The 20,231-nt window shown below is 48.9% G+C and carries 16 protein-coding genes; 8 read left to right on the top strand and 8 right to left on the bottom strand.

Annotated elements, in window-relative coordinates:
• The first annotated feature begins 15 nt into the window (after positions 1-15).
• Positions 16-1,317 (top strand): glycoside hydrolase family 18 protein, encoded by a 1,302-nt coding sequence (locus tag NF212_RS21365; protein ID WP_434360944.1) that lies wholly within the window; start codon positions 16-18, stop codon positions 1,315-1,317.
• 58 nt (positions 1,318-1,375) lie between these two features.
• On the opposite strand, the gene NF212_RS21360 is transcribed toward NF212_RS21365, so the two are convergent.
• Positions 1,376-2,350: an NAD(P)-dependent alcohol dehydrogenase gene (locus NF212_RS21360; RefSeq protein WP_434360943.1), complete on the bottom strand. Its 975-nt coding sequence runs from the start codon at positions 2,348-2,350 to the stop codon at positions 1,376-1,378.
• Positions 2,351-2,492: 142 nt separating this feature from the next.
• On the opposite strand from NF212_RS21360, the gene NF212_RS21355 reads away from it, so the two are divergent.
• Entirely contained in the window at positions 2,493-3,131 is a 639-nt protein-coding gene (locus NF212_RS21355) for a TetR/AcrR family transcriptional regulator C-terminal domain-containing protein (protein ID WP_434360942.1), read from the top strand.
• Positions 3,132-3,221: 90 nt separating this feature from the next.
• Positions 3,222-4,070, top strand: a complete 849-nt coding sequence (locus tag NF212_RS21350) for an alpha/beta fold hydrolase (RefSeq protein WP_434360941.1) — start codon at positions 3,222-3,224, stop codon at positions 4,068-4,070.
• A gap of 94 nt (positions 4,071-4,164) precedes the next feature.
• Here NF212_RS21350 and NF212_RS21345 read toward each other — a convergent pair whose 3' ends face one another.
• The 4 genes from NF212_RS21345 to NF212_RS21330 form a co-directional block, all read right to left on the bottom strand.
• Positions 4,165-4,980, bottom strand: a complete 816-nt coding sequence (locus NF212_RS21345; RefSeq protein ID WP_434360940.1) for an inositol monophosphatase family protein — start codon at positions 4,978-4,980, stop codon at positions 4,165-4,167.
• On the bottom strand, positions 4,977-6,056 hold the full coding sequence (locus NF212_RS21340; RefSeq protein WP_434360939.1) for an ABC transporter ATP-binding protein: 1,080 nt from the start codon (positions 6,054-6,056) through the stop codon (positions 4,977-4,979). The genes NF212_RS21345 and NF212_RS21340 overlap by 4 nt, the downstream gene beginning before the upstream one ends.
• A gap of 15 nt (positions 6,057-6,071) precedes the next feature.
• On the bottom strand, positions 6,072-8,285 hold the full coding sequence (locus NF212_RS21335; RefSeq protein ID WP_434360938.1) for an ABC transporter permease: 2,214 nt from the start codon (positions 8,283-8,285) through the stop codon (positions 6,072-6,074).
• 89 nt (positions 8,286-8,374) lie between these two features.
• The gene (locus NF212_RS21330) at positions 8,375-9,400 is read right to left on the bottom strand and encodes an ABC transporter substrate-binding protein (RefSeq protein WP_434360937.1); all 1,026 of its coding nucleotides are present in this window, start codon (positions 9,398-9,400) and stop codon (positions 8,375-8,377) included.
• A gap of 216 nt (positions 9,401-9,616) precedes the next feature.
• On the opposite strand from NF212_RS21330, the gene NF212_RS21325 reads away from it, so the two are divergent.
• Positions 9,617-10,621, top strand: coding sequence for a LacI family DNA-binding transcriptional regulator (locus tag NF212_RS21325; RefSeq protein ID WP_434360936.1), 1,005 nt, complete (start codon positions 9,617-9,619; stop codon positions 10,619-10,621).
• A gap of 56 nt (positions 10,622-10,677) precedes the next feature.
• Here NF212_RS21325 and NF212_RS21320 read toward each other — a convergent pair whose 3' ends face one another.
• Positions 10,678-13,776, bottom strand: coding sequence for an alpha-N-acetylglucosaminidase TIM-barrel domain-containing protein (locus NF212_RS21320; protein ID WP_434360935.1), 3,099 nt, complete (start codon positions 13,774-13,776; stop codon positions 10,678-10,680).
• Between the two features lie 550 nt (positions 13,777-14,326).
• Positions 14,327-15,220 (bottom strand): TIM barrel protein, encoded by an 894-nt coding sequence (locus tag NF212_RS21315; RefSeq protein ID WP_434360934.1) that lies wholly within the window; start codon positions 15,218-15,220, stop codon positions 14,327-14,329.
• A 187-nt stretch (positions 15,221-15,407) separates the two neighbouring features.
• Between NF212_RS21315 and NF212_RS21310 the strand changes: the two genes are divergently transcribed.
• Genes NF212_RS21310 through NF212_RS21300 form a run of 3 tightly spaced genes read left to right on the top strand, consistent with a single transcriptional unit; the run spans position 15,408 to position 17,967 of the window.
• On the top strand, positions 15,408-16,619 hold the full coding sequence (locus NF212_RS21310; RefSeq protein ID WP_434360933.1) for an acetyl-CoA C-acetyltransferase: 1,212 nt from the start codon (positions 15,408-15,410) through the stop codon (positions 16,617-16,619).
• A 9-nt stretch (positions 16,620-16,628) separates the two neighbouring features.
• Complete coding sequence (locus NF212_RS21305; protein WP_434360932.1) at positions 16,629-17,282, top strand: CoA transferase subunit A; 654 nt, start codon at positions 16,629-16,631, stop codon at positions 17,280-17,282.
• A gap of 4 nt (positions 17,283-17,286) precedes the next feature.
• Positions 17,287-17,967 (top strand): 3-oxoacid CoA-transferase subunit B, encoded by a 681-nt coding sequence (locus tag NF212_RS21300; RefSeq protein WP_434360931.1) that lies wholly within the window; start codon positions 17,287-17,289, stop codon positions 17,965-17,967.
• Positions 17,968-18,030: 63 nt separating this feature from the next.
• Here the strand turns inward: NF212_RS21300 and NF212_RS21295 are convergent, their stop codons facing one another.
• Complete coding sequence (locus NF212_RS21295; protein WP_434360930.1) at positions 18,031-18,900, bottom strand: urease accessory protein UreD; 870 nt, start codon at positions 18,898-18,900, stop codon at positions 18,031-18,033.
• 533 nt (positions 18,901-19,433) lie between these two features.
• Between NF212_RS21295 and NF212_RS21290 the strand changes: the two genes are divergently transcribed.
• A complete protein-coding gene (locus tag NF212_RS21290) occupies positions 19,434-20,228 on the top strand; it encodes an enoyl-CoA hydratase (protein ID WP_434360929.1) in 795 nt (264 codons plus the stop codon).
• The last annotated feature ends 3 nt before the right edge of the window (positions 20,229-20,231 follow it).

Raw genomic sequence — 20,231 nt, 5'->3', positions numbered from 1 at the left:
CCAAGAGGTACTGAAATGAAAACTGCACTTGCCCTGGCCGTTGCTATGGCCGTAGCTGCTCCTTCAGCGATGGCCGCTGATAATGTGGTTGGCGGCTATTTCGCTGACTGGCAATACAAGAACGAAGCCAACCCCTACAGCGTAAAAGACATACCCGCAGACAAACTGACCCATATTATCTATGCATTTCTGGGAATGTGTGGGCCGGTAACCGGTGCAGGTGAAGACGTTCAGCAACAGGTAGCCAAAGCCTGTGAAGGGAAGAAGCCTTTTACCGCCATTGTGGTCGACCAGGAATCTGCACTGGATGTGGATTTCGGTGATGTCAGTGTCGATGTGCCCTTTAAGGGCCACTTTGCCCAACTGGCCGAACTCAAGAAAAAGTATCCTAACCTGAAAATCCTCCCCTCTTTCGGCGGCTGGACGATGTCTGAACCATTCCACGCCATGGCAAAAAATCCTGAAGACGTGAAATGGTTTGCCAAAACCGCTGTTGAACTGGTCGCCAAGTATGACTTCTTCGACGGTATCGATCTTGACTGGGAATACCCAGGCGGAGGGGGCTTGACTACCTCACCATGGAACCCGGAAACCGCCTTGGCTGACGAACAGAAAGCCTCCGAGAAAGAAGCCTTTACCCTGCTGGTACAAAGCCTGCGCCAGAACTTTGATGTGCTTTCTGAAAAAACAGGCCGGGATTATGAACTCGGAACCGCTGTCGGTGTGGGCTTTAAAGCTGCCGGGATCGACTGGAAAGCGGTGTCCCCCCACCTCGACCATATGTTTGCGATGACCTATGACTTCCTGGGTGGCTGGGGGCCACAAACCGGTCACCTCACCAACCTGCATGCCACTGACAACGGCTGGTGGGGTATGGGAACGGATGTCTTTATCAAGCAGATGACAGACCTCGGTATGCCGAAAGAAAAAATCGTGGTGGGTGCAGCCTTTTATGGTCGAGGCTGGCAAGGCACACAGGACTTTGACGGCAAGAACTTCCCGAAAGAACTGAGTTCAACCGGCGGCGCGCCATTCGGAACCAGTGAAAGCGAACCGGGCTATTTCATGTATTGGGATCTGATGCGTAACTACACCACTGCACAGGGCTACCAGCAAGGTTACGATGACAAAGCCGAAGCGCCTTACCTCTGGAACCCGGAAAAGAAAGTGTTTATATCCTATGAGAACGAACGATCTATCAGTGCCAAAGCTAAATGGGCCAAAGCCCAGAAACACGCTGGGTTGTTTGTATGGGATCTCTCCGGTGACCCTGATGGTAAACTGACCGAAACCATGGCCAACTCGCTGGCTAAATAACCTCTTATAACAGTAATAAGGGACGGGTCTTCTCACATGACCCGTCTCATTCCGCCATCTAAGAGACCGCCAAAATCACATTTCCCCTCTTCCTGCCTGTGTCCACGTAGGCATGCGCCTGAGAAATCTCATCCAGGCTGTAATTCCGGTCGATTTCAGTCCAGAGCTTTTGCTCACTGTAAAAACCGAGGATCTTTTGCAGATGGACATTCATTTCAGACGGCGGCTTCAATCCCGTGGCTGAAAACACGGCTTTCTTTTTCGAAAAGCACCGGGTAGCCAGCATCTGCAACAAAAGTGGGAACGACAATACCGGACTTAAAAATGTGCCGTTGTCAGTAAGTAATGACTTACACTCCGAGAACGTCAGCGTTCCGACGGCATCGAAGATAAGGTCGTACTTAATACCCTCAGCTCCCAGGCTTTCACGGGTATAATCGATGACCCGATCAGCCCCCTGAGCCAGCACAAAATCCCGGTTCTTTCCGCTGCACACCCCGGTTACCTTTGCCCCTGTCAGTTTGGCAATTTGCACACCGGCACTGCCGACAGCGCCCGATGCCCCGTTAATCATCACCCGCATTCCCGGCTTGCATTCACCAATCAGGCATAAGAAGTTGTACGCTGTCAGCATGCCATCACAAAGCGGAGCGGCTTCTTCGAAACTGATTTCATCCGGCAGTATTTGCAGTATCCCGTCTTCCTGAACACTCACATATTCTGCGTTGGCACTGAATGTCAGACCGGATTCACCCACCACACGGTCACCAACCTTAAACTGGGATACACCTTCTCCCACCGTGTCAACAATACCGGCAAAGCCGGTTCCAGGTATGGGGTATTTCGGTTTACGCAGCCCAGTCGCGAGGCGGGCAAACAATGGCGTACCTGAACGCATCATTGTATCTGCCCGGGTGACACTTGCCGCACAGACTCGAACCAGCACATCCCCCGTGCCGGGTTCTGGTTTGGGGACGTCCCTGCACACAAGGACGTCGGCCCCTCCATAGTTTTCGCACACCGCTGCTTTCATTTCTTCCTCCATGAATCCTGTTCCATCGTTTTTCAGCAGGCCTTCCCCACCCCTGAAAACTTACAGTGTAAGTCAAACATACACTGTAAGTTTTCGCAACTTGTTATTAGAATGTGACTCTTAGATAAAGCCGGAGTACACCATGAAACAGGCACTTAGCCAGGAAAGAATCATTGATGCAGCCATTGCTTTTGCCGATGAAAATGGGCTTCAGGCACTTTCTATGCGCAAAGTGGCTGAGCGTCTGGGTGTGCAGGCTATGTCACTCTACAACCATGTTAAAAACAAAGAAGAGATGATCGACGGCATGGTCGGTCGAATTGTTGAAGGGATTTACAGGCCAGATCCGGATGGCTACTGGAAGGATGAAATCCGAAAACGCTGCCTTTCCGCCTATGGGGTTTTAATGCGCCACAGCTGGGCAACCCAACCGCTCGTTTCCAGGGTAAACACCCAACCTGTGGTTTTGCATTATGTGGACGCGACGGTAGGCTGCCTGTACAAAGCCGGGTTTCCCATTGGTGTTTGTGACCATGCCTGGAACCTGATAGACAGCCATTTGTACGGCTACACACTGCAGGCACTGAATTTCCCGTTTGAAAGCGATGAATACGCGGAAGTGGCCGAAGGCTACATTGATATGATCCCGGAAGATGTCTTTCCTTACCTCAACAAGATGGCCAGGGCTGTTATCAGCGGGGAGCACAACGGTATCCATGATTTTGAGTTCGGGCTTGACCTGATCCTTGATAGTTTGGAGATGAGACTGCCAACAGCCTGATTATTATCCGGTGTTTTAAAATTAAGAGAAACCAAACCCCATCGAAAAGGCACACTTAACTCATTGGTTGAATGTTTGGTCGACTGACCGATGAAAAACGAAAATTCTGAATACCTAAAGGGCAGATGGTATCTCAGCCACAGCCTGGATTTTGAAGGACGGGAAATTCACTATGACATTATCGGTGACGGCGAACCCCTGGTCATTGTTCACGGTACCCCATGGTCATCATTTAACCTTCGCCATTTAATTCGCGGGTTGGCAGGTAAATATAAGGTCCACTACTTTGACTTGGTGGGATACGGTCAATCCAGCAAGGAAGAAGGTGATGTATCCCTTGGAATCCAAAACCGTATCCTTGACCGGCTTCTCGATCATTGGGGCTTGGATAACCCCCTGGCTATAGGCCATGATTTCGGCGGTGCGACTGTACTCAGGACGCATTTACTAAACGGCCGCCCTTTCTCCAAACTGATTCTCATCGACCCGGTTGCTGTCTCACCCTGGGGGTCACCGTTTTTCAAGCATGTACACAAGCATGAATCTGCGTTTGCAGGTGTCCCGGATTATATCCACGATGCCATTGTCAGGGCTTATGTAAAAACCGCCGCATTTAATCCGATTGAATCGGAAACACTGGACGGCATTGTCGCCCCTTGGACTGGCGAGAAAGGAAAAGCGGCATTTTACTGTCAGATTGCACAGTCACATTCTGCTTATACGGAAGAGGTACAGCCACTGTACCCGACCATTTCAACCCCCACCCTTATACTCTGGGGCCGAGAAGATACATGGATCCCGCTTGATAAAGCCCACGAGCTTCACAGCCTTATTCCCGGCTCCAATCTAAAAGTTATTGATGGGACAGGCCATTTGGTGATTGAAGAAAAACCGGATGCGTTATTGAGGGAAATACGCCCGTTTATACAGGAGTATTAAATGAAAAAAGCCACCCGGCTGGGTGGCAAATGCTGACTGGATAGAGAAGATACGGGACTTCTAACTATCCAAACCAAAACACCGGATAGAATGTTTAACTGGTTACTTTTACGTTTAAAAGCAGGTCTTCCATTGAGGATTTAGTACCAACTAATACCGTTCCGCCACTTTTTACAGTTTCCTCAGAAAGCGGGTAATCAACAATTACTCCGTTTGCCTCCTTAATAAGGCAAAACCCAGCAAGGCAATCCCATGGATACATCCTCGGCTCGTAGTAAGCAACCAGCTTAGACGCCGCAACCTGAGCAAGCATCAACGCACCCGATCCGCTTCTCACTACCTGCCCTCCTTGAGCAAGAATGTGATCAATTGCGGCAACCACTGTTTTATGCGATCCAGGCCGATTGGTACCAATGCCGACCATTCCATCCTTCAGCGAGTGGAGATTGTTCATATCCAAGTGCCTGTTATTCAGGTACGCGCCATTTCCATCCGAACCAAAATAGCATTCGTCGTGGATTGCATCGTAGATCACCCCAATAACGGGTTTACCATTCGCAACCACCGCAATCGAAACGCACCATGAATGTATTCCAGACAGGAACATTTGCGTCCCATCTATAGGATCGATAACCCAAACATAATCCGCCTCTTCGTTCTCATACCCCAGCTCTTCACCAAGGATCCCATCCACAGGGAAGTTTTGGTTGATACGTTCCCGGATCAGTTGTTCAGATTCTCGGTCTGCATTGGAAACCACATCATGTACACCGGACTTATTCTCGATATTCAGCGATGCCAGATCGCTGAAGTATTGCAGCGCTAATTTACCCGCCTCTTTGGCAACCAACTTAGCTAACGCCAAACGGGTCTGAATTGGGGCGGAAAATTGTTGTACTTCAGAACTCATTTCCCAGCTACTCCCTGTCGAAGCAGCGCCAGATCTGATTCTCGGAAGCTGATATATACATCTTGTCCTGCTGAAACTGCAGGTGCAGAGTTATCCGCCACCGCAAACAGCAAGCCAGCCGGTGTTTCTACCTCATATTCCATATGGTCGCCCAGAAAAGAAGCAACTTTTATCCGGCCGTTAAGGGTACCAGCAGTGTACTCCGGAGAGATCTTCACAGCCCCCGGGCGTACCGCCAATCTTCCTTTACCTGCTCGTGCATGATCCGAATTAAGAGAGAAGCTGTGGCCATAGACGTTAATCAATGCCACCTCATTGTTGACGTCTTCAACCAGGCAATCGACCAGATTGGCCTCTCCGATAAAATCTGCCACAAATTCATTTTCCGGCTGGGAGTAGAGCTCTTTTGGTGTACCCACCTGCTCAAGACGGCCTTCTTTCATGATCACCACGCGATCTGATACCGCCAGTGCCTCATCCTGATCATGGGTAACATACAAAGCAGTCAGATTTAACTTTTGCTGAATTTCACGGATATCTGTCCGTACCTGACGACGCAAACGCGCATCCAAATTAGAAAGCGGTTCATCCAGCAACAATACCTGGGGTTCCAATACAAGCGCCCGGGCAACGGCTACGCGCTGTTGTTGGCCTCCGGACAACTCAGAAGGAAGTCGTTCGCCGTACCCTGCAAGCCCCACTAAATCCAGCCCTTCCTCTGCTTTTTCGACGGCCTCCATTTTGGACATTCCTGATGATATAAGGCCGTATTGCACATTTTCCGACACCGTCATATGCGGAAACAGGGCGTAGGACTGGAATACCATTGCGACGTCACGCTCATTGGCCGGAAGATTTGTAACGTCTTTCCCGCCAATACTGATTCTGCCTGATGAGGGGTGTTCCAAACCAGCAAGCATCCTCAAGGTGGTCGTCTTACCACAACCTGATGGCCCTAAAAGCGTTACCATCTCACCCGGCTCAATGCGGAAATTCAGATCCGGCACAGCAGTAAAGTCGCCATATTTCTTGCAAACACTTGAAAAAACGACTGAGCCTTTATTCAACTTATCCATTTCAACTTCCTTTTCTTATTTTGCAGGCTCAGCTGCAGGTTCTTTACTTGCCAGGCGGTTTTGACGTCGCAACTTGCGTTCGCCAATCAACAGCTGGAAGACAGAGATAACAATGACCATCACAACGATAAGCGCCGAGGAGTAAGCAATCGCCACGCCGAAATCACCGTTTTCAACCAAACCGACGATATAGGCTGTTGCCATATTCCATTCTGCACTCACCAGGAAGATCACCGCACTGATGGAGGTAATAGCCCGTACGAAGGAGAAAACCATCGCTGCCAGGATGGCCGGACGAAGTAACGGCAAAATAACTTTACGCAATGTACGCCAGGTGGTTGCCCCCAGAGTCTGGGACGCTTCATCAAGACTCTTATCCAACTGGGACATGGCAGCGATGCCTCCGCGCACCCCGACCGGCATATTACGGAAAACAAACCCGAGGATCAGAATCAGCGCGGTTCCTGTCATTTCAAGTGGAGGGTAGTTAAAGGCCATCACGTAACTCACACCGATAACCGTTCCCGGAATAGCAAAGCTCATCATGAGGGAGAATTCAAAAATGCTCCGCCCCACGAAGTGCTGCCGTACAATCAGGTAAGCCGTTAGCAAACCTACTGCAGCCGTTAGTGGTGCCGAAATCAGTGAAATTTCCATGGTGGTCCAGAAGGAATTCCAGGCTACCCCAGTCCATTCAAGGCCAGATTCACCAAAACCAACACTGAATGCATGTGCGTAGTGTTTGAGAGTAAAACTGTGGTCAAGACCCCAAACGTTAACAAATCCGCCAAAGAGCACCATGCCGTAAACAACAACGGTTATACCCATCCAACCAAGTACAACGGCAATAACAGCCTTTTCTGCCGGTTTGGGAAGGCGTGCATGTACACCGGAATCCGCCTTGCCGGTTACCGTCGCGTAGTTCTTGCCTGATAACCACACGCGCTGGATCAGGAATGCTGACAACGTGAAGCACAAAAGAACAAGTGCAAGTGACGCTGCTCTAGATGGATCACTCTGCGCACCCACAACAGCGAAGAAGATCTCTGTCGACAGTACGCCATTACTACCACTTAGCACCAACGGATTCCCAAAATCTGCCATGCTTTCGATGAAAGACACCAAAAAGGCATTGGCAAGACCGGGGCGCATCAGGGGCAGAGACACCTTGCGAAATGTCTGGCTGGCGTTGGCACGCAGCGTTTGGGATGCCTCCTCAAGAGACGGACTGACACCTTCCACCACACCAATTAAAACCATAAACGAAATTGGCGTGAAGGACAGAACCTGAGCAAGCCAGATACCTTTCATACTGAACAACCAACGATCCGGTTCTGTCCCAAAAAGGTCAGCCATTGTTGTCGTTATGATGCCACTTCGTCCGAACAACAGAATAAGCGCCATGCCGATAACAAACGGCGGCGTAATAATGGGCAGAATTGTCGCGATGCGCAGGGTTTTCTTATATTTAAACCCGGTTCTCGTTACCACCAACGCGAAACAAAGACCAAGAAAGGTACATGCAGTTGCCGTAGACAACGCCAAACCCAATGTACGTATTGCGACGCCGCAACGTGCTTCCGTTGTAAAACAGGCCACACTCCATACATTTTCATGGAAGAGGTTTTTCACCATACCATCGGGGTTAAAGTTGCCATCAAAATCCTGCACTGACCCGGCAAACATGCTGAAAACGGGGTAAAGCACAAATGTAGCTACCAGCACAACCAGGAAAGAAATTGCTCCAATGACAAACGCATCGCCTTTCATTACACCGCGCTCTGCCAACCCAAACGAAAAAACAGCGACCATCGCCATACCGAAAACAACGGCTCCGGCACCAAAAGGCTGCTGTCCAGAAACGGCAGGGAACAGGCTATCTAACAGTGTCCAGCTCCAGCCACTCCATGTAATTGCAAAGCCTTGAAACACGAGCAATGACAGTCCAGCAATGGAGCCATAAATCATGACCTTTGTACGATTATGAGATGAAATGGGTAAGCGCGTTGCGAAGATAAAAAGGGCAAAAATGATCGGTGCAAATATTAACCAGGGTTTTCCATACATCAGCAATTGCAAAAGGCCAGATGCTGTTTCTTCACCAGTCAGCGAATTACTGAGCCAGTCGAAAGAATAAAATCCTTCGTCCTGCCTGTACCAAGGCAGGATCAGGAATGCCAAAATAGCCGTCACTATTGTTGTAAAAAATCGTCGGTTCTGTAGGTACATCAGCTTTTCTCTTATATATTGATAATACAGAACAGCGAGGTGTTAGCCTTCACCACCCTGTTCTGTGATTCAAATAGAATGCTCAGTACTTATTTCGCTACCGCACCAATTTCTTTATCCCAACGGGAAAGAAGCCGGACACGGGTTTCTGAAGCGCCATAAGTTTCAAAGTCAAAATCAATTAGATTTGTGTCTTCCAAACGTGGGGCTTTTTCTGGAATGGTTGAACCTGTATTGGAAGGGAGCTGGTAAGACCCTACATCCGCCAAACGGCTTTGGGCATCAGGAGTCAGTACCCAGTCATAGAAAGCCTGCGCGTTTTCAAGGTTTCGTGAGCCCTTGACAATAGACATTGAACCAATTTCATATCCCGTACCTTCACATGGTGCGACTGTCTTAATTGGGAATCCCTGTACAGCCTGTTTGATCGCATCGTGGAGATAAACAATGGCAATGGCGTTTTCACCTCGGGCAGCAGATTTCACAGGTGCAGAGCCAGATTTGGTGTATTGCGAGACGTTTTCATTCATTTTCAGCAGGTAATCAAATGCCGCATCTTCACCGAAGAGTTGGCTGAGCGTCGCCAGCACGGAATAAGCGGTTCCTGAAGAATTGGGGTTGGCAACCTGAATCTCGCCGGCAAAGCGTGGGTCAACCAAATCCGCCCAGCATTGGGGAGGTTTAATGCCTTTTTTCTCAAGCAAGTCAGCGTTATAGGCAATGCCTAAAACGCCGGAATAGACACCAACCGTTTTGTATTCGGCACTCTTTGCCTGAGATTGCGCCCAAGGATGAAGCTGGGAGAAGTGTTCTGAATTATAGGCCTGTGTCAGGTCTTGCTCAGCCGCCTGCAGGTGTGGCTCACCGGTTCCCCCCCACCATACATCCAGTTTTGGATTTCGCGCCTCAGCACGGATGCGAGCATAGGTTTCACCTGAAGACAGCCGCACCATATTTACTTTGACATCAGCCTCCTCTCCAAACCCCTTTGCCAGCGTTTCGCAGACATCAACAGTGGCGGAGCAAACCAGATTCAGCCGTCCTTCCGCATATGCATATTGTGTTGCACCAACTAACATTAAAGCAGACACGGTCGCTTTCAATTTAAAACTCATCTCTTCTTCTCCTTAAGAGTTTCATGTCATATCCCTGCAATATTGCACTCGTGTGCAATTATTTAATGTAAGCACCATGTTAATCTTATGTCAACACCAGTTAACGTTTGCATTACCCTTTTTGTTAATTCATTATGGGGTCATGGTTGACCGTATAATTGGTAATTTAGATACTGGTCATTCAAAAGGTAATTGGCCATCGGCGGAATCTTTTAAATGATTGAAAATAAAAACAAGAAAGTCACATCCAACGCTGTCGCAGAGTTGGCTGGCGTATCTCGTTCAGCTGTCTCCCGGACATTCTCTGGTGGCCACGTATCAAAAAAGACCCGCGAGAAGGTACTTAAGGCGGCAGCGGAACTTGGATATGAAGAAAACCGTTTAGCCAAAGGACTCATTGAAGGGAAAAGTGGTATCGTGTGCATCGTGTCTGACCACGTAGATACCCCTTGGCACGCGAAATTGAGTAATGTATTGATTGAAGCAATTCAAAACAGTGGCAGGGTTGCCATGGTGGTGACTTCCGCAGCAGGCGATGCCGAAAGCGCTTTAAGGCGTACCATTCATTTTCGGGCAGAGGCAACAATCATACTGTCCGGTACTCCCCCAAGATCTCTGGCTGAGTCATGCATCCGGTTTGGTCAGAAATTAATTCTCCTTGATCGGGAAGAAAACTTTGAAAACAGCCTGAGCATCCGGCCTGACAACCTATCTGCCGCAGCAAAAGTCTGCCAACTATTTACCCGTTCCGGTTTTTCAAACGTGACGTTTGCAGCTTCAAAAGCCGACTCCCAAGGGTTACTCGACCGGCTGCAGGCCTTTAAGGCCGAAGCCAAAAAACTAAAACTCAACGCTCAGGTCGTTCGCATCGGAGAGACAAGCTACGAAAGCGGAAGCCAGTTGGCTGTGGAGATACTTAGCCAATCAAGCCATCCAGATGCTGTATTCTGTGCGACAGACTTATTAGCGTGTGGCTTTATAGACACCGCCAGAAACAAATTTGGAATCAGAATTCCTGAGGATATCAGCGTTGTGGGTTTTGATGATATTGCACAGGCTGGATGGGCCGGATATGACATAACAACTTTCCGCCAGCCTGTTGAAGAAATAGCCGAACTCGCTATCAGCTTCATCAATGAAGATGGCGCTTCCAAATCAGTCCGGGTCGAACCCCAATTTGTCATTCGATCAACGGTACGGCCAGCACCTACAAAATATTGATCTTACATACAAAAACGCCACCCGTAGCAGGTAGCGCTTTCCTTTCAGGTAGCCTCTCAGTATTTATCACTTTCAGACTGCAAAACAAAGTGAGCGTGTGTATTGCTCGGTGCAATATCGTAGCTTTCAACACGCTTGTCTGTCTGCGGAACTCCATCCTGGTTTGCAGTATGGATATAGTAGTCAGTCATAAACCTATTGCGTAAGCGGTAATAACCATCTTCCGTTTGTTCAATAAGCCATTGTGCACTCCACCAGGTATTTGGTACCTCGACAGAGGATGTGAGGTTCGCATAACCGTTAGTTGTTTCCACATGAATAACGCGCTTCGTGTAACGGTTAGTGACGCGGTAGTAACCATCTTGGATATGCACCAAATCCCAATCTGCTGACCAATAACCAATTGACTTCGCATACTGTTCAAGTTGAGCATCTCCACTATGGGACTGTTCATCAACAATAGATTCATAGCTATTTTTAGTTGAAATACGAGTCTGTCCGGTAAAGTCAGCGACTTGAGTAAGCTTCCAGTCGGCCGACCAGTAAGTATCGGGAACATCTGTAGCTGCAACCGTTGAAGACTGGTCTTCATTGTTTAATTCAATATGTTGCTGCCAATAATTAGACACTCTGGCAAAAGTTACTGGTAAACCACTTGTCTCTGGCTCATTAGTATTACCAACAGAAAGTAACCACTGTGAGCTCCACCACGTTTCAGGAACATCTCCAGATTCAAGTGCACCAGTGAAGTTCTCGATGTGCAGCGCTTTACCTGTGAACCGATTCACAAAGCGATAGCGGTTTGTACCGTCTATCTGATTCACATGCCATTGGCTGGAGAAATGACCTGGAGACACGTCTGTCCGTACCTGCGCACCGCTGCCAGTGTCCACCAAATACTTACCAGAGTAACGATTTTTCAGTGTGACAATCAGTTCACCTTTTTGAGAATCACTGTGATCAATCAGTTTTGCGTACTTGCTGTACATTTCGCGAGCCAGTGATACGCTGTCACCGACAGGTTGTGTAGCAAATGGAGCGACTGTGTCAGACCAGTGGAGCTCAAACTGATGCCAGTTAATGGCCTGTGGAGTCTGCCCTTGAATAACTGATTTTTTATAGTCAATCCACTTCTGCCAACGTTCTTTGTAAAACGTCCCAATTAACCCACTCCACTCCCTGTTGGAGTAGTCTTTGAGAGCCTCCGAATCTTCCCAAGCCGTAACAAGCAGGCGGAAGTTTTTCTCATAAGCATCAGATTCAGCTTCATTTCCACCGGCAGCCCTTGCATGTTTCAACCAAGTTCCAAACATAAACTCTGAACGAGAACCAAGCAGCCTATCTTGATCATCCATTAACACCAAAAACTGACTGGACAGTGCATTGAACTTATCAAGATCACCTGCATCAGCTGCCGCTACCATCTGTTCATGTATGACTCTGGCTGTGTCTGCCATCATCTGTCGAGTTAAATCAACAAGATCAAACCTGAAAGCACTGCTATTGCTGCTCCCTGACTCGGAAAGCATTAATCCCAGCGCCTTCTTGACTTGAGATGGTCGATAAATTCTAACCGCAGGACCCCAGGTAGATGCACTTCTAATTTCATCCGCAGGTCGTGCAGTTAAAATGGACTCATAGGCACCTTGTGTATTCTTCGGTGAAAGTATATCTCTCCGCAAAATCTCTGCAGCAAGTTGAGTATTAGTGTTTGAGAAGCCATATCTCCTTTGTTGGTATTGGGCAATCCAACTATCCAGATTCATTTTCTCTCTCTGCCAAATCATATCTGCTTGAAGAGAGTAATACATCGGGTTGTAATGCGTTCCTTCAGGGAAACTTCCCATACCAACCATATACTGCGAATTAGCCATATCGCCAGGTAAAGCATGGCTTAGGGATTCCAGCTTTCCGGAGTATCCAGAGTTTCCACCGAAGTTCTCAATGGTTCCCCTTAACCAAGGAGTCCCTTCAAACTCATTTCTAGGCAACCACTGGTTAGCGCTATCATTAAACAATGACGCAACTAAAGCTTTAGATCTATCGATTGCGTGGAATATTTCCGCATGAGGAGTATGAAGCCAGTGTTGGAATACCCAGATTGCATCTGGGTTGGCTTCAATCATTGAATGTTGAATCGCTTTACCTAGCTCAGAAATATCCCAGCCTGCCGGAGGACTTCCTTCATGGAATGGATCTGCAGAAATATACTTAGGTAGAAAACCGAAGGTATTGGAATAGTTGCTGTAATAGTTTTTCGCAATGCGCTGAAAATCAGGTTCTTCCGCATTTAACAATGAAACCGATGGCAAACCCACCCAATTTCCTTGGTGATAAACTCTCGCACCGGAATAATTCGCGCTTAACTCCTTGGGAATAACGCCATAAAACCCAGGAACAACCGATGTTATTCCTAATGCGCTTTGCCTGTTCAGAATTTTTTTCTGTAAATCAATTTGGCGATTGAACCAAGTTGAATTTTGTCCATAAACCTGACCACCCTGAGAATGAGTATTACTCATAAGTTGCCAGGGAATGTGTGCCGGGGCGTTGAGCCACTGATGGAAGTCAGCTTCACTCAAACCTTCATCCATAAAGGTCTGCTTTAATACCGCTTCAACACCAACCGGACTGAGAAGCATATTGAAACCTTCAAGGGCCAGAATATCTAGCTCTCGTTGCCATTCATCCCAACCCCAATAAGGAGACTGATAACCGAAAAACGTGTAGTTCTGTGCATATCGGTATTTGTATGGCGACTCTATTGAAACGGCGCTGTCTAATGGTACGAGATGGAATCCACCATCCAGATTGGTACCATTTCGAGACACATGCTGATTCAATTTATTTTTTAGATACCAGTTGAAGCCTGAAACCATAGATACGGCATTGTTTCCTTTAATCTTTAGCCGCCCATTACTTGTGGAAACTTCAAACCTATCTAAACCAGATGAAGATACCAGAACTTCAAAATCAACATTATTAGAATAAGAACCACCAAACACCCGGTTTATAAGATCAGATGCTTCTAGGGCATAATTGCTTGATTCATTTGCAAATGATTTTTGTGTTGATAAGAGCAAAAGAAACAATACACCTATTGTGACTGCTCTGTAATGAAATAAATTTAGTATTTCTTTTTTATTAATGTACATCGATTCCCCCTATTGGAACACGTCCTTGTAGCAGCAGAAGATAAAATTCACTCCGAAAAATAATCTACTGACAATCTACAAATATCCATTTATTAGCACAGTTGCAAATTATTATGAATCAACACTCATTAATGAAATAATCGTACACATAATGACGATATATATAGACATTATTCTCAAACCTAATGAAATACCTGTGTAAAATAAGTCTATATTTGGCGAAAATTATCTCCATGAATATATTTTTCAATGAGATTATTTTATTTAACACTGTTTTAAAGTATATTTTTTTCATCAAGAATTAATGAATATGTCTTTATATATTAAATGGTTATGTGGATTTCATTAATTCTCTACAAATATTTTTTCTGTTTTGGTTCACATATTTTAATATTTATGTCCACTTAGTAGCTAAAACTATCTAACTCGTTGAGAAACAGCATGTATGACAAAAAAACCTGCATCGGATAAATGGCTGACACAAAAAAGCCAGCAGGTATTAATTGCTGGCTTCGCAAATCGGCATTAATCAGTGAGGTGAGTAAAAAAATTAAACCCGGTATCCTCTTTCCACCAGATATTCGCGGCTTCGGGTAATATCCGGGAGCGTAGTTGCGCAGTCCCGGGGATCGCGTTCCTGCTCTATGGTGATCCAGCCTTCATAGCCAATTTGCTTGAGCGCGGCTTCTACACCGGCGTAATCAATATCCCCTTCACCGATTGGGCACATCACGCCATCCGCACAGGCCTGCCAGAAACCGGTACGACGCTCTATGGCGTTTTCCAGACGATCTTTGTGGATGTCCTTGAAGTGGACATATTCCAGCCGGAACGCATATTCCGCGAGACTTTGCACGGGATCCATACCGGCATAGTAAAGGTGCCCTGTATCCAGGCACAGACCGGCATCCTCTGCTGACACCTCTTCCAGCATCCGGTCAATTTCATCTTTATATTCTATGTAGCCGCCGGCATGGGGATGAACCACAGCCCGTATACCTTTTTCGCGTGCAATCGTTGCTACCCAGCGAATGGTTTCCATCATATGCTGCCAGTGCGCTTCATCCAGCCTTGGTGCTTCATCCGGCAGCCCGGCATACTTGCTTCGCACGTCGTTCACGCTGTCTATGACCACCAGCCGATTGCAGCCTATGCTCTTTAGCACGGCACAAAGCTGGTAGGTTTTAACCAAAATATCCACCTGGCATTTCTTGTCCCACAGCGGTTCAAACAGTGTACCCGCAACCACTTCCAGTCCATTTTCTTTCAGCGCAGCCGACAACACATCCCCGTCAGTCGGCAGGAAACCATAAGGCCCCAGTTCAAGGCCGGAGAACCCGGCTTGACGGGCTTCTTCCAGAACGGTTTGCCAGCTTGGGTTATTGCCGTTTTTTGCAGATTCAACGCCCCAGCAGCAAGGCGCACAAGCGAGTTTGATTGCCATGACTTGTTCCCTCAAAGTTCATCAAAATTGCAGCCAGCGTAGTGAACATCCGTAAATAAGGGCGTGACAAAGCGCACTTTCCTGCTTTGCATTTTTGCAAAGCGGCCTTGAATCCTTGGCTATATCACTTTGCCCCCAAGGCTCAATAAACTGGTTCCAACGGAAACACATAATCAGGACATCTACCATGGAACCTATCTACATTGTCGCTGCCAAGCGTACCCCAATCGGCAGCTTTAACGGTGCTCTGTCACCACTGAGCGCACCAGAGCTTGGCGCAGTGGCTATTCGCGGCGCGCTGAACCAGTGCCAGCTTGATACCAGCCTTATTGATGAAGTGATTGTCGGCAACGTACTGGGCGCAGGTATCGGCATGGGGCCGGGCCGTCAGGCAGCCATCAAAGCGGGTATCCCGGAAACCGTCCCGGCTTACAGCCTGAATATGATTTGCGGCAGCGGCATGAAAGTGGTGATGGATGCAGTCAGCCACATTCGCAGCGGCGATGCTGACATTGTGGTGGCGTGCGGTATGGAAAGCATGTCCCAGGCACCTTATGTGGTGAATGCCGGAGTACGTGGCGGTGTGCGTATGGGTCACCAGTCTATGGAAGATACCATCATCAAAGATGGCCTGACCGATGTGTTTAACCAGTACCACATGGGTATCACAGCCGAAAACATTGCAGAGCGCCATGGTATCAACCGTGAAGCACAGGACAGCTTTGCCCTCGCCAGCCAGCAAAAGGCCGCCGCCGCGTTGGAAAACCACGGCTTTGACAGCGAGATCGAACCTGTTGAAGTCACTTTCCGCCGCAAGCAGTACACCGTCGAGCGTGACGAATACCCGAAGACCGACACCACGCTGGAAGCACTGAACAGCCTTCGCCCTGCATTCAAAAAAGAGGGCACAGTTACAGCCGGTAACGCCTCCGGTATCAACGATGGTGCTGCAGCGATTATCCTGGCCTCCAAGTCCGCCTGTGAGCGCCATGGCCTTGAGCCACTGGCTGAAGTGGTCGGCTACGGCCAGGCTGGGTTGTCTCCAGAAGTTATGGGCCTTGGCCCGGTTCCTGCGGTTGCCAACGCCCTGGACAAAGCAGATCTCAGCATTGAAGACATTGAGTGCTTTGAGTTCAACGAAGCCTTCGCGGCCCAGGCGCTGGGTGTTGTAAAACTGCTGGCTGAAAAGCATGGCGTCACAGAAGCATGGATCCATGAACGCACCAACCCGAACGGCGGCGCCATTGCACTGGGCCACCCTCTGGGTGCATCCGGTGCTCGCATCCTGACCTCGCTGATTTACGAAATGGAACGTAAGCAGCACACCCTTGGCCTCGCCTCGCTGTGCATTGGTGGTGGTATGGGAACCGCAGTCATCATCCGCCGTATCGAGAAGTGAGGACGAGCTATGTGTAAGTTAACCACCCGCGAAGCCATTGCAGCCAAACTTCACGACGGTATGACCATCATGATCGGCGGCTTTATGGCCAACGGTGCGCCTGAGGGACTGATTGATATCCTGCTGGAAGAAGGCATTAAGGACATCACGCTGATTTCGACCGATACCGGCACGCCAACATCAGGCTCAGGCAGGCTGATCGCAGAAAAACGCATCAAAAAGCTCTATGCCTCCCACGTTGGTACCAACCCGGAAACTGGCCGCCAGATGTGCAACGGTGAACTCGAAGTAGAACTGTGCCCGCAGGGAACGCTGGCAGAGCGTATCCGTGCAGGAGGCTCAGGCCTCGGTGGTGTGCTGACACCTACCGGCCTTGGCACCATGGTCGCTGAAGGCAAGCGGGTGATCCAAATTGACGGAAAAGACTTCCTGCTGGAAAAACCGCTTCGTGCTGACCTTGCCCTGATTCGCGGATCCAAAGTTGACCGTCGCGGCAACGTGTTTTATGCCCGCACCACCCAGAATTTCAACCCGATGATGGCAACGGCGGCGGATCTCGTTATCGCAGAAGCTATCGAGTTGGTGGAAACCGGGGAAATCATGCCGGAAGCCGTGCATACACCGGGCATTTTTGTTGACCACATTTACCAGAAAGGAGCCTGATGCCATGGCAGTTGAAATCAGCAAAGAGGGCATGCGCCGCAATATTGCCTGGCGTGTAGCACAGGAACTCAGCAATGGTGACGTAGTTAACCTCGGTATCGGTATGCCTACCCTGGTTGCCAACGAAGTCGACAAAGATGTAGAGCTTATCCTGCAATCGGAAAACGGCCTGCTCGGTATCGACGGACTGGCAGATGAAACCAACCTGGACCAGGACTGCGTGAACGCCGGCGGCCAACCGATTACCGCCGTCAACGGCTGCTGCTATTTCAGCAGTGCCGATTCTTTCACCATTATTCGCGGCGGTCATGTTGATGTAACGGTTCTCGGTGCGCTGCAAGTGGACGAGAATGGCAACCTTGCCAACTGGATTATCCCGGGCAAACTGGTGCCGGGTATGGGCGGCGCCATGGATTTGGTGGTGGGTGCGAAGAAAGTCATCGTGGCGATGGAGCACACAGCCAAAGGAAACGCCAAACTCCTTAAAGCCTGTACCCTGCCGCTCACCGCTGTCGGCCAGGTGGACATGATCATTACCGAAATGGGTGTGTTTGAAATCCGCGAGGAAGGCATGGTGATGACGGAGATCGCACCAGGCTTCACACTTGAAAATATACAGGCAGTTACCGAGGCCAAAATCACTGTTGCTGACGATCTGAAACCACTGGCCCAGCCATATCAGTAACTTGATCCAAAAAACAAATAGACTAAGCCGGGATCCTGTCCCGGCGTTTACGTTTATATTTTTTCAGGTCTTCCATATCCGCGGCTCATCGGGAGCATATCCAAACCAGTTTTCACGGGCCATTTGCCAGAACTGGGTGTACATCGCGAGCAGGGGCTCTGTCCCTTTAGCCAATGCCCGTATGACCAACAATCCGTCGATCAGTGTTGCCCCGGCCACCACCCCTTCTTTGTTTAGTTGGACGTCGTTTTGCAGTAACCACTTCTGAACCGGTTCAAGCAGGTTGCCAGCACCTCCGGCAATCATCATTGTGGCTGTCATAGGGAATTCACGCAGGCTGGCTGCTCTTTGAGAATCTCTGGTACCCCGGACACTAAGCTGTTCTGCCAGTACCAATTTGTCGCCGATATATACCTGGGTTAACCCAGTAGCCAATCCTGAGGGGAATGTCTCCCCTATTGCCGGACGGCCAAAACAGTGCATTTCCCAGCCTACAAAGCGTGCATCCTCAGCCAGGTAAATATCCGTTTCAAACCGGACTTTGGCTTCGGGAAACAGGATGTTTTCCTGCGGCAACCACTCAAGCAGGCTGCCTGAGGCAACAGTAAACGTCTGGGTCTGTGTTGCCACCTTACCGGCAGATCGGTAGAACTTGGTCGCTCCGGGGGTGGTAACCAGGGCATGGGCCCCAGGCTCCGTTACGGCATTTATCTCCAGTTTGTCTCCGCCGACCACTCCTCCCGGAGGGTGGAGCAAATAGGTGTGGCATGTGCGACCCTCCGGGTAAAGCGGCCTCTGGACAGCAAGTGGCCCTTCTTGATGCCTGTTCCGCAATACGGTTTTATCGCCCCTGTCTGCAAAACCGAGGTACAACCGGGCTAACCATCCCCCGGCTTCCGGTACATCTATTTCCCCACACAAACTATCCGTCATATCCCCTCACCCTTTTTCTTGGATAACAGGTTTCAAGCAATACTTGCACCAACCTTCACCCGTCCGGAAACAGACATAACATATTGATTTATCTTAATTACATGGCGATAAACGCATCCGGTGTTTCAGGTTTTGCACCAGTTCCCCCATGTAATGCGCTTTAACAGTGCAAATATCCCCGGTGAGCAAAACTCTTTTGTCGCTGACAGCAAAAAGGCAGCCCGGGAGTGTGGCGTAAAATACAAATATACCCAAACCACCTCAAGGTGCAGTTTTCAGCGAGAGTTGATTGGCTCGCAGTCAAGGCGCTGTTTTGACGATCTAGTGGCTCTAAATCAAAAAACAGCAACGCAGAATGAGAGCCAATCAAACTCGCCCTTTGGGAGGGTTTCAGTGCGTCCACTTCTGCGTCAAATACCTTTGAAAGGGAACAGCCATTCCTTCAGGTATTTTCCTTGAATTCAACGCACTGAAATCACTCTGAATGACGCACCTTGAGGTGGTTTGGGCATACACAGGGAAGGGAGCCACACATGAGTGAACTGATTCAATCCAGCCTGGCAGAATCCGGCGTATTACACCTGACGTTGAACAGCCCCCAACGCAGGAATGCATTGTCCGAAAACATGATTGTGACCTTGCATAACGCCCTGCAAAATGCGTCAGAATCCCAAAAGGTAAAAGTCATCGTCTTACGCGCCAATGGCCCCGCATTCAGTGCGGGTCATGACCTTAAGGAAATAACAGCAGCCAGACAGGCATCAGATGGCGGGCGGGCTTTTTTTACGGCATTGATGGAAAAATGCTCAGCCATGATGATGTCCATCGTCAATAACCCCAAGCCGGTCATTGCTGAAATAGACGGCATTGCAACCGCCGCAGGGTGCCAATTGGTAGCAAGTTGCGATCTTGCGTACGCATCTGATACGTCCAGGTTTGCTACGCCCGGTGTCAATATCGGCCTGTTCTGTTCAACTCCGATGGTGGCCCTGTCCCGAAACGTGTCCAACAAACACGCTATGGAAATGCTGCTTACCGGTGATGTGTTTTCTGCAACAGATGCTGAGAGGATTGGCCTGATAAACCGGGTAATAGACAGTGAATCCCTTCATGAATTTACCCAGACTGTGGCCACAATAATTGCTGAGAAGTCTTCACTGACGCTGGCGACCGGCAAAAAAGCGTTTTACCACCAGCGCGAAATGACACTTGAATCGGCATACCGTTACGCCAGTGAAGTTATGGTCAGTAATATGCTTGCGAAAGACGGGGAGGAAGGTATCCGAGCTTTCGTCGAAAAGCGGGCCCCGGTCTGGACAAATAAGTAAGGC

Origin of the sequence: Parasalinivibrio latis (assembly GCF_036825535.1) — a bacterium.
Lineage (GTDB): Bacteria > Pseudomonadota > Gammaproteobacteria > Enterobacterales > Vibrionaceae > Parasalinivibrio > Parasalinivibrio latis.
The sequence above is the reverse complement of the archived record's forward strand: the minus strand, read 5'-3'. Positions and strand labels throughout refer to the sequence as shown.